We start from the raw sequence: 10,482 nt of genomic DNA on the forward strand, positions 1-10,482 counted from the left end.
GGACGGCGTGTAATTGCCGGTCCGGAGTGGCCGAATGCGTCCGATGCGGAGTGGGTCTGCGGCGGCGGCTGCTACGGGGGGAGCGCGGGCGAAGTGGCCTAACGATCTGCTGCAAGGTCACTTATACGGGCGGAACGATAATCCGCGCCGCGTTCGCCGTCAAGCGTCTGTGTTGATCCCGGCGGCGCGGCGCGTCATCTCATCCACAAACCGGTCAAAGAGATACACGGAATCATGCGGTCCCGGGGCGGCTTCGGGGTGGTACTGCACCGAAAAAACCGGCCGCTCGCGGTGCTCCAGCCCCTCTACCGTGCCGTCGTTCAGGTTCAGGTGCGTGACTCGCAGCCCGGGCGCGCCGGGAATGCCGCCCTCGTCCCCGCGAACCGCGAATCCGTGGTTCTGCGCGGTGATTTCCACCGCGCCGTCGCTGATGCGCCGCACCGGGTGGTTGCCGCCCCGATGGCCGTACTTGAGCTTGTACGTCTCCGCCCCGAACGCCCGGGCGATGAGCTGGTGCCCCAGGCAGATGCCGAACACGGGCGTGTCGCCGTCGGAAAGGGCGCGGATCGCGTCCAGCGCGTGCCCCACCGCCTCCGGGTCGCCCGGCCCGTTGCTCACGAACAGGCCGTCCGCCCCCGCCGCCACGATCTCCTCCGTGGGCGTGGCCGCGGGGAGCACCGTCACTTCGCACCCGCGCTGGGCCAGCAGCTTGAGCGAGTGCGTCTTGACGCCGAAGTCGTACGCCAGCACCCGGTAGCGCGTCTGCCCCACGGCGGGGACCACGTACCGCGACTCCGTCGACACGCCGTCCGCCAGGTTGAGCCCCGCCATGTCGGGCTGCCCCAGAATGAGCGCCCGCAGCTCGTCCGCGTCCATCGACGCCGGGGCGACGGCGCCGCGCATGGCCCCGCGCGAGCGGATGTGGCGGGTGAGCGCCCTCGTGTCCACGCCGGTGATGGCCACCACGCCGTGGCGGGCCAGGTACGCGTCCAGCGACTCGGCCGCGCGCCAGTTGCTGTGCAGGGGCGGCGCCTCGTGCAGCACAAAGGCGGCGACCTGCGGGCCGGCGCTCTCCTCGTCTTCGGCGTTCACGCCGTAGTTGCCGATGAGCGGGTAGGTCATGGTCACGATCTGCCCGCTGTACGAGGGATCCGTAAGGACCTCCTGGTACCCGGTCATGGACGTGTTGAAGACCACCTCGCCGAACGCGGTGCCGCGCGCGCCGTACGCCTCGCCGCGGAACACGCGCCCATCCTCCAGCATCAGCACTACGGATTCTGCCACGAACGTCTCCGGCCACGGGAGGGCAAGTCGATGCCACAGCGGTACCTACGGCGGCGGCAATCTACGCCCCCCGCGCGGCCTGTCAAGCAGGAACAATGGCGCGGGCCGCGGGCGCTTCCCTGCACGGCGCGTCTGGCGCGGCGCGGCGCGCGGGGTACATTGCGGCCTTGCGACCCAACCCCGCAGGAGGAACGCAGTGCCAGATCCGCAGCCGCTCGTGTTTGTGTACGCCGATGAATCGTGCCTGGGCAACCAGTACAAGGACCGCGCGCGCCCCGGCGGCGCGGCCGGGCTGCTGGAGTACTGGCACCCGCAGAAGGGATGGGTACGCCGCGACTACTACCTCGCCGAGCCGGACACCACCAACAACCGCATGGCCATCCGCAGCGCCACGGTGCCGCTGCAGGCGCTCAAGCAGCCGTCGCGGGTGGTCTTCACCTCCGACAGCCGCTACCTGGTGGACGGCATGACCAGCTGGGTGCACGGGTGGGCGGCGCGCGGGTGGAAGCGCAAGGACGGCGAGATCGAGAACCTGGAGCTGTGGAAGGCGCTCATGCCCGTGGCCGCGCGGCACGAGGTGCAGTGGCGCTGGGTGAAGGGGCACAACGGCCACCCGCAGAACGAGTACGCCAACCACCTGGCCACGCGCTCGGCGGCCAAGCAGATGGACAGCGGCGGGCTGGTGGACAGCGGGTTCGATGCGTGGCTGCGCGAGGAGCAGGCCAAGGAGCGCTGCATGAACTTCTTTCCCATGCCACCGGACAAGTTCGAGTTCAAGCCCGGCCGCCGCGCGCCGGCGCGCTGATGATACGAGAAAGGGCCGGGTGCATCGCTGCATCCGGCCCTTCTGGTTTCTGCCCGACCCGCACTCCCCTGCCCCGCTCAATTCTCGAACCCCGGCGCGAACACCTCCGGTGACACAGCGATGAAAGGGAATGCCGCCAGCAGCTTGCGGTCGGCCGTCACCAGCGGCACGCCGGCTGAGCGCGCAACGGCCACGAACTCGCAATCGTACGGTGTGCATCCCGACAGCAGCGCGAGCCGCAACACCTCATCGTGGTCCACATCCGGGGATCGCTTGCCCAGCCGTGCTTCGGCCAGCCGAAGTACGCGCAGAGCCTCATCATACGACATCGTCCCGCGCCGGATAAGCCCGATCAGCACGTTCCGCAACTCGCTCCGCCACAGTCCCGGGGCGAACCAGTGGCCTTCCTTTGCGACAACCCGCCTCGCCAAGGGAGAAAACGGACCCTCGACCAGGAGGTAGACGACGACGTTCGTGTCGACCACAATCACCGGCGTCCCTCCTCGATAAGCTGATCAATCAGCGCATGATCGAACGACCTGCCCAGCGAAGCCCGGAAGGCATCGATCTCTGCCAGTTCCTCTTCGATGGGCCGAGGTGGAATCGGCACACCGCCCAAGCGCAGGACAAGTTCGTCGTGAAGACTGCGGCCCGAGAGTTCCGCGTCCTGCTTGAGCCTCTCGAAGACGTCGTCCGCAACTTGTACGTGCAAATTTTTCACGTGACCTCCATTCTTTGGGGATGCGAACCTGCTCGACGAAATGCTCCACCAATGCAAGGACGCGTTTGGGAGCACGCTGCTACCTACGAGTGATCCGGGCGATCATCACCGCCGTCCTTCTTGGATGAACTGCTCCAGCAGTTCCTCCGTGAGCGGTGTAACCTTCAGCGAAGCCCGGAACGCGTCGATCTCGGCAAGTTCCTCTTCAATCGGCCGGCGTGGGACGGGCACGCCGCCCAGGCGCACAACAAGCTCGTCATGAAGATCACGGCAGTTGAGTTCCGCCTCCTGCTTGAGCTTTTCGAAGACGTCGTCCTCCACTTGTACGTTCAGATTCTTCATGTGACCTCCCGATCTGGGGAAACACAATCGCACGCTGCACGGACCACCCGGCGCGTCTCTCGGAGGCTGCGGCCGTCGCGTTCCGCATCCTGCCGGGTGATTCGGAGACCTCGTCGGCTACCTGTACGTGCAGAACCTTCATGGGACTCCGGAGTTCGCGACCACGCATGACCGACGCCGGTTGAATCGGACAGAATGAACGGTAATCACAACCGCTCTGTCCGTCAACTTTCATTATCCGCCACAGGCGCGCAAAACGGCCTTTTCTTCCGAAAAGAGACAAGGCAAGCCTCGTCAATGCAGCGGATTGCCGGATCAGAAAAGAAATTATCTGCTCGCGGGATTTGTTCGCAGAAAGGTTACGACGGAGTGCCGGGGAGGGGCTGATCGGGGGGGAGGCGGGAGAGCGTGCGGGCGGGGATCGCCATCACCAGAACGCAGGCGGCGACGCCCAGGGCGGCGAGGGCGAGGCCGGTCCGCAGCGTGAGCGTGGTGATGTGCAGGGCGAAGAGAGAGGGCGTCCAGAGGACGGAATGCGGAACCGCGAAGGCGGCGGCCGGGAGCAGGACCACGCCCAGCCCGAGCGCGGCAGCCATCGCCAGCCCGCCGCACACGAGCAGCAGGCGGATGGCGCGGCCGAGCGTGGTGTGCTCGATCATCCCGCGGCGCGGCGCTCGAAGACGCGCTCGAACCAGCGGACGGCGCTCGCCTCGGCATCGGCCATGGCGACCGGGCGACCGAGCTCGCCGGACAGGGAGCCCACGCCGTGGTCGCGGATCCCGCACGGGATGATGGTGCCGAACATGGACAGGTCCGTCTGCACGTTCAGCGCAAAGCCGTGGCTGGTGATCCAACCCGACGACACCCGCACGCCGATGGCGGCCAGCTTGCGCTCCCCTACCCACACGCCCGTCAACCCGTCCTTTCGCCCGCCCGTGAGCCCGAAGTCGCCCAGCACGCCGATGAGCGCGTCCTCGATGTCGCGAAGGTAGCGGTGCAGGTCCTGCCGGTCGGGCTTGAGGTCAAAGATGGGATAGCCCACCAGCTGCCCCGGCCCGTGGTAGGTTACGTCCCCGCCCCGCCCCGTCTCGAACAGCTCGATTCCGCGCTCCGCCCGCTCCTCCGCGGACACCAGCACGTTCTCGTCGTGCGAGCCGCTGCCCAGGGTGATGACGTGCGGGTGCTCCAGCAGCAGCAGCGTGTCGGGGATTTCGCCCGCGCGGCGCAGGCGCACGAGGTCGGCCTGCAGCGCGAGCGCGTCGGCGTAGGAAATCAGCCCCAGGCGGCGCACGTCCATGGTGCGCGGGGCGGCGGAAGTCGGCAGCGTGTCAGTCATCCCTCAAAGAAGGAAAAAGCGGGGCCCCGGCGCAAGCCCGGGCCCCGCAATCGCTCCCTCCTCCGCTTCGGCTACCGCGCGGGCTGCGGGGGGAGGGTGATGCGCATGCCTTCCTTGATGCGCATGCGGATGTCGCCGGTGCACTCCCATCGGCCCAGCGGATCGCAGGCGAGCACCAGCAGGCTGGCCTCCCACTCCGGAGCCAGGCGGCCGATACGCCGCGCGGGAAAGATGGTGGCAGGCGTGTCCTGGCTCCACATCCGCAGCAGCGCGGCGTTGCCCAACACGCCCAGGCCGTGGATGTACGCCATCTCCGGGACGGGATCCTGCCCGTACGCATCCGATCCCGCGGCCAGCCGCACGCCGGCCCGGTGCAGCACGCCCACGTTGGCCCGGTGCAGCGCCATCGTCTCGCGAAAGCGCGCCGTGTCCGTTTCCGCGAGGTCCAGCGCGGCCCGCAGCGGCCCGGCAATCACCACCATTCCCTGCCGCGCGGCCCGCCGCGCATCCGCCTCGGTGATGGTGCGGGTGGCGGGATCGGCGCCCGCCGGCAGGTTGTAGCCCGGCAGGTGCGCCAGCACGTCCACGCCCGCGTCCAGCGCCGCGCGCATGTCCGCCACCGTCTCCACGTGCGCCGCCACCCGCAGCCCCGCCGCGTGCGCCCGGCGCACCACGGACGGCAGCAGCGCGGGATCAAGCCCCACGTGACCCAGGCGCGTGGTGTCCAGCCGCAGGCGGGCGTGGTGCTCGCTCTCCACCAGGTACGTCTTGATGATGTCCGGCCGGCTGGCCATCACGCGCGGCCACGCCTCGTCCAGCTCGCGCTCGCTGTCCACGATGAAGTAGGCCTTGCCCTCCGCCCGGCGGTCCGTCCACGGCCGGATGGAGTCCGGATTGAAGTCGTACCGCCCCCGCGCCAAGGATTCGTAGACCAGGATCGGGTGCCCGTAAGGGCCGGTGATCCCCGCGTCGGCAAAGGCGACGTCCATGGTCTCCGTCCGCCCCAGGTACGGCATCACCGCGGGGCGCTGGTTGGCCCAGTTGGTGAGCGACATCCCGTAAAAGACGCCGTCGCGCAGGTACATGCTGTCGATGCGCGCGATCATCCACGCCGCCTCGAAGTGGTGGGCGTGCGCGTCGCCGAACGGCGGAACCACGTAGCCGCCGCCCAGGTTCACCACGCTGTCCACGCGCGCGGGCCGGCGCGCGGCGAACCGGCCGCCCACCACGTACATCGTCCGTGGCGCGAAGCGTTCGCCGTCCCACCATCGCCCGTTCGACAGTTCGTATCCGGACGCGGCGGGCGGGGATGCCGCCGTGCGCGCGCCGGCGCAGGCGGCCAGCAGCGTGAGCGTGAGGGCGACCGAGCACAAAACCAGGCGGCGCATGGAGATCGGGAGCGAAGGCGGACCGCGGTCACAACGACGCGAGCGTGTGATGGACACGGCCAAGATCCCGGTGGATCGCGGGCACGACAACGCCCGCTCCGCGGATGGGCGGAACGGGCGGTGGAGGGGCAGATGGCCCGGGCCAACGGCGGCGGGACTACGCGATGAGCGTGCGCAGTTCCAGCGAACCCGCGCGGCTCGCGACCACTTCGGCGCCGTCCGCCAGGGTGATCACCAGCCGGCGCGCGTCGTCGTACGGCCGCAGCGACGCCACGTGGTCCAGGTTGACGACGTGCGACCGGTGCACCCGCCGGAACCGCGCGGGGTCCAGCCGCGACTCGAATTCCGACAGCGAGAGGTTCACCAGGTACGCGCGGCCGTCCGCGTGCACGGTCACGTAGTCGTCCGCCGCCTCCAGCCGCGCGATGCTCTCCACGCGCAGCGGAACGATGCGGCCGCGGTCGCGCACAAAGATGCGGTCCATCGGCCCGCGCGCATCCAGCGCGGCCCGGGCGCGCTCCGCCGCCGCCGGGGCGGACGACGAGGAAGGCGCGGCGCCCGGCTCCAGCCGCCGCCGCACCCGCTCCGCCGACGCACGGAAGCGCTCGCGCCCGAACGGCTTGCGCAGATAGTCCAGCGCCTCCAGCTCGAACGCGGCGATGGCGTACTCGTCGTGCGCGGTGGTAAAGACGACTTCCGGGTCGTGCTGGATGCGGCGCAGCACCTCCAGCCCGGACAGCTCCGGCATCTGCACGTCCATAAACACCAGGTCGGGGCGCAGAGCGTCGATCATCCGCACCGCTTCGGCGCCGTCCGCGGCTTCGCCCACCACCTGCAGCCAGTCCAGCTCGCCCGCGAACTCGCGCAGCGTGCGGCGCGCCAGCGGCTCGTCTTCCGCGATCAGTGCGCGAACGACCATGCGGCCTCCCGCGCCGGGGTGCGCGCCGCGACGGGAATGCGCATCTCCGCCGAGAACCCCTCGCCGGGGGCGGTGCGCACCGTCATCACCGCCGCGCCGCCGTAGCGCGTCTCCAGCCGCTGCCGGATCACGCGCAGCCCCAGCCCCGGCGCGCCGTCCAGCGCGGCCGGATCCGCTCCCGGCCCGTCGTCGTGCACGGCGATGCGCAGCGCATCGTCCGCGCGGGCGATCACGATGCGGATGCACCCGCCCCGGGCGCGGGGCGCGACGGCGTGGCGGATCGCGTTCTCCACCAGCGGCTGCAGCGCGAACGCCGGCACGGTGCAGTCCAGCGCGTCCTCATCCACCTCCTCCTCCACCCGCAGCCGCGCGCCCAGACGGATGCGCTCCAGCGCCAGGTAGTCGCGCACGAAGTCCCACTCGTCCGCCAGGGGCACGTCGTCGACCTCGTTGCGCTTGGCGTGCAGGGTGTAGCGCAGCAGCCCGGCAAAACGCTCCAGCGCGTCCTCGGCGCTGGCCGGCTCGTGGCGCACCAGCGCCATGAGCGAGTGCAGCGTGTTGAAGAGAAAGTGGGGGTTGAGCTGCGCCCGGAGCGCCTGGATCTCGGCCCGGGCGCGCAGGACCTCCGCCCGGGCGGCGCGCGCCTCCTGCTCGCGGAACAGCGCGCCCGCCTGCACCGCGTACGAGATCCCCGCGATGGTGCCGTACGCCATCACCCCGGCAAAGAGTTGCCAGTGCTGCGCGGCCCCGTTGAACCAGACGGGAAACCAGCGCCCGGCCCGCAGGCTGGTCGTAATCGACAGCCCCAGCATCAGCGAGGCGAACCACGCGCACGAGTACGCCAGCGCGCACGCCACGTGAACGGCGGCGAACAGCGCCGGGCGCCGGGGCGGCCAGCGGAGCCGGTCGCACAGCAGCACCACGCCCGCGCCCAGCAGCGCCGCCGTGCTCAGGTTGATGCCCGTGTCGCGAAGGGCCCGCGGCAGCGACACGCCGTTGTCCACCACGAACAGCGCCGTGTACAACGATCCGTAGGGAAGCCAGGCGGCGGCGTACAGCAACCAGAACCGGCGTGAGCGATGCATGGCGGGGCGGATTGCGGGGAGCGGGCAGCGAACGGTCAAACAAAGAAAAAGCGGGACCCGGGCGCAAGCCCGGGCCCCGCGCGGACAGAACGGCTCGCCGTGCGCTCAGCGGCGCGACATGAAGAGGCGCAGCACGTACCAGAACATCAGCGCAACGGAGGCGAACAGCGACAGCGAAGCCGCCACGTACCGGTCTTCGGGATACGTGCGCATGATCTTGCTGGTGTCGTACAGGATCGCCATTCCGGCCAGGCCGATCATGGCGACGGAAAAGAAGGCGCCCAGCTGGAAGTTGCCCAATACGCCACAGACCACGAGCACCAGCGCCATCACGCCGCCCCACTTGATGGCGGCGCCCAGGAAGCTGAAGTCCTTGCCGCTGAACATGGCGATGGCCGTGAGTCCCGAGAAGCCGATCAGCGTGGCCACCGCGGCACTGGAGATGGCGCCCGGTGCGCTGATTTCGGCAAGCACCAGCAGCGGCACGAAGATGATGGCTTCGATGGCCACGTAGCCGGCCAGCGCCACGTACTGCATGCCACGGCTTTCCGCGTTGTTCGCCATCCGCGTGAACACGAATCCGCCCAGGACGAACCCGCCCAGGATGAACAGCCAGTTCGTGCCCAGCATCGCCTCGGCCATGGGATACGCCACGCCCGTGCGGAACAGCATGAACTCGATCATGGCGAACGCCAGGATCGCGCCGAGCAGGTGCTGGTACGTGCGCGAGATGAACTGGCCGCGCCGCGCGGCGTCGAGCATGCCGACCGGCTGGTAGCCAAGATAGGACTCGTACTGTTCGGACATCGGTCGTGTGGGGGAGCGCAGGGGAGAACGCGTCCTCGCGGGGACGGCGGGCCATCCGTCCCAAGCTAGGCACAACCCCGCGAACGTACAAGGCTTTCCGCGCCGGACGGAGTCCGGAGTGCCGGTCGCGGAAAGAGGAAGGGCGGCTCACCGCGAGGTGACCCGCCCTTCTCCATCCGCTCCCGAAGACGCTTACGCCTCGTCGGGGAAGTTCTGCATCAGTTCCTTGATGCGGGCCAGGAACTGGTCGCCGTCCGCGCCGTTCACCAGGCGGTGGTCATAGCCCAGCGAAATGAAGCCGCGCTTGCGGGGCACGATGGCGTGGTTGCCGTACTCGTCGCTCACCACCGCCGGCCGCATCTCCACCCCGCCCACGCCCAGAATGGCGACCTGCGGCTGGTTGATGATGGGGAAGCCGATGGTGGTGCCGAACACGCCCGGGTTGGTGATGGTGAACGTGCCGCCCTGGATGTCGTCCGGCTTGAGCTGCTTGTTGCGCGCGCGGGTGGCCAGGTCGTTGATGCGCTTGGCCAGCCCCACCAGCGAAAGCTCGTCGGCGTTCTTGATGACGGGCACGATGAGGCCGTTGTCCAGCGCCACCGCCATGCCGATGTTCACGTCGCCACGGATGATGACCTCGTGGTTGCCGTAGCTCGCGTTGATCTTGGGGAACTCGCGCAGTGCGCGCGCCACCGCCCAGGTGATGAAGTGGGTGTAGGTGACCTTGACGCCCTGCTCCTCCCACTTGCGCCTGCTCTTCGCGCGCACCTGGTCCAGGCGCGTGTAGTCTACCTCGAAGTACGAGTGCACGTGCGGGCTGATGCGCCGCGACTGCACCATGTTGTTGGCGATGATCTGCGTCATCCGGCTGGCCGGCTCCACGCGGTCGTTGGGACCGGCGGAAACGGCGGGGTGCTGCGGATGGCCGTAGAACTCGTCCCACGGAAAGCCGCCCTCGTACGCGGGGGCCACCGGCGCGGCCGGACGCTGCGGCTGCGGCGCGGGCGCGGAGGGCGCCGCGGCGGGCTGCGCGGCCGGAGCCTGCGGGGCCGACTGCTTCTCCTCCACGAACTTGAGGATGTCGTCCTTGGTCACGCGGCCGTTGCGCCCGGTGCCCGGCACCTGGTGCACCTCCACGTTGTGCTCCGAGGCGATCTTGCGCACCAGGGGCGTGCTCTTGGCGCGAAGGCGCTCCTCCAGCGTGTGCGGCCCCTCGCCCAGCGGCGCGCCGCCGCCCTGCGCGGAGCCGCCCACGGCGTTGCCCACCGGCTCGCCCGGGGCGCGCCCGTCCGCGGAACGGCCCGCGCCGCCGGCCGTTTCCGGCTGGCCCACGGCGGATTCCGGCATGCGGGTCGGCTCGTCGTGCGCAATCTGGAAGTGGTCCGACGAACCCGCCGCCGCGGCCTCGCCCGAGGGCGCCGGGGCACTCGCGGGCGCCGCGGCCGCGGCGGCCCCGGCTTCCGTCTCGATGAAGGCCACCACGGTGCCCACTTCCACCGTCTGCCCCTCGGTCACGACGACCTCGGCCAGCACGCCGGCCACGGGGCTGGGGATCTCGGCGTCCACCTTGTCGGTGGAGATCTCCATGATGGGCTCGTCGCGCTCCACTCGGTCGCCCACCTTCTTGAGCCACACCGAGACGGTGCCCTCGGCGATGGACTCGCCCATCTGGGGCATCGGGACTTCTACACGGGCCATGGTAGGGTCAGGTCAGAGAGAAGGAACAGAAGTGCCCAGGTTCAAGTCCCCAGTGCCCAGCCCGGAACTGGGCACTTGGCACTGGGCACCGGGCACT

At 69.6% G+C, this 10,482-nt stretch carries 12 protein-coding genes; 1 reads left to right on the forward strand and 11 read right to left on the reverse strand.

Annotated features, from left to right (window positions below):
• Window positions 1-159 precede the first annotated feature (159 nt).
• Window positions 160-1,284: a glutamine-hydrolyzing carbamoyl-phosphate synthase small subunit gene (gene carA / locus VF665_RS20795; protein ID WP_331055384.1), complete on the reverse strand. Its 1,125-nt coding sequence runs from the start codon at window positions 1,282-1,284 to the stop codon at window positions 160-162.
• A 196-nt stretch (window positions 1,285-1,480) separates the two neighbouring features.
• Here carA and VF665_RS20800 point away from each other — a divergent pair, with 196 nt between their 5' ends.
• Entirely contained in the window at window positions 1,481-2,089 is a 609-nt protein-coding gene (locus VF665_RS20800) for an RNase H family protein (protein WP_331055385.1), read from the forward strand.
• Between the two features lie 77 nt (window positions 2,090-2,166).
• On the opposite strand, the gene VF665_RS20805 is transcribed toward VF665_RS20800, so the two are convergent.
• The 10 genes from VF665_RS20805 to VF665_RS20850 all read right to left on the reverse strand — a co-directional run bounded on the left by VF665_RS20805 (window position 2,167) and on the right by VF665_RS20850 (window position 10,385).
• Window positions 2,167-2,580 (reverse strand): type II toxin-antitoxin system VapC family toxin, encoded by a 414-nt coding sequence (locus VF665_RS20805; protein ID WP_331055386.1) that lies wholly within the window; start codon window positions 2,578-2,580, stop codon window positions 2,167-2,169.
• Entirely contained in the window at window positions 2,577-2,810 is a 234-nt protein-coding gene (locus tag VF665_RS20810) for a hypothetical protein (protein ID WP_331055387.1), read from the reverse strand. The genes VF665_RS20805 and VF665_RS20810 overlap by 4 nt, the downstream gene beginning before the upstream one ends.
• 105 nt (window positions 2,811-2,915) lie before the next feature.
• Window positions 2,916-3,152 carry a hypothetical protein gene (locus VF665_RS20815; RefSeq protein WP_331055388.1) on the reverse strand — a complete coding sequence of 79 codons (237 nt, stop codon included), beginning with the start codon at window positions 3,150-3,152 and terminating at the stop codon, window positions 2,916-2,918.
• Window positions 3,153-3,511: 359 nt separating this feature from the next.
• Window positions 3,512-3,811, reverse strand: a complete 300-nt coding sequence (locus VF665_RS20820; protein ID WP_331055389.1) for a hypothetical protein — start codon at window positions 3,809-3,811, stop codon at window positions 3,512-3,514.
• A complete protein-coding gene (lipB, locus tag VF665_RS20825) occupies window positions 3,808-4,488 on the reverse strand; it encodes a lipoyl(octanoyl) transferase LipB (RefSeq protein ID WP_331055390.1) in 681 nt (226 codons plus the stop codon). The genes VF665_RS20820 and lipB overlap by 4 nt, the downstream gene beginning before the upstream one ends.
• Before the next feature lie 71 nt (window positions 4,489-4,559).
• On the reverse strand, window positions 4,560-5,876 hold the full coding sequence (locus tag VF665_RS20830) for a hypothetical protein (RefSeq protein WP_331055391.1): 1,317 nt from the start codon (window positions 5,874-5,876) through the stop codon (window positions 4,560-4,562).
• 157 nt (window positions 5,877-6,033) lie between these two features.
• Window positions 6,034-6,795 (reverse strand): LytTR family DNA-binding domain-containing protein, encoded by a 762-nt coding sequence (locus VF665_RS20835; protein WP_331055392.1) that lies wholly within the window; start codon window positions 6,793-6,795, stop codon window positions 6,034-6,036.
• Complete coding sequence (locus tag VF665_RS20840) at window positions 6,777-7,880, reverse strand: sensor histidine kinase (RefSeq protein WP_331055393.1); 1,104 nt, start codon at window positions 7,878-7,880, stop codon at window positions 6,777-6,779. Before VF665_RS20840 ends, VF665_RS20835 begins: the two co-directional genes overlap by 19 nt.
• A 105-nt stretch (window positions 7,881-7,985) precedes the next feature.
• Entirely contained in the window at window positions 7,986-8,687 is a 702-nt protein-coding gene (locus VF665_RS20845) for a Bax inhibitor-1 family protein (protein WP_331055394.1), read from the reverse strand.
• A gap of 192 nt (window positions 8,688-8,879) precedes the next feature.
• Window positions 8,880-10,385, reverse strand: a complete 1,506-nt coding sequence (locus VF665_RS20850) for a dihydrolipoamide acetyltransferase family protein (RefSeq protein WP_331055395.1) — start codon at window positions 10,383-10,385, stop codon at window positions 8,880-8,882.
• Window positions 10,386-10,482: the final 97 nt, after the last annotated feature.

It is taken from the genome of Longimicrobium sp. (genome assembly GCF_036387355.1).
In the GTDB taxonomy this organism is placed as follows: domain Bacteria; phylum Gemmatimonadota; class Gemmatimonadetes; order Longimicrobiales; family Longimicrobiaceae; genus Longimicrobium.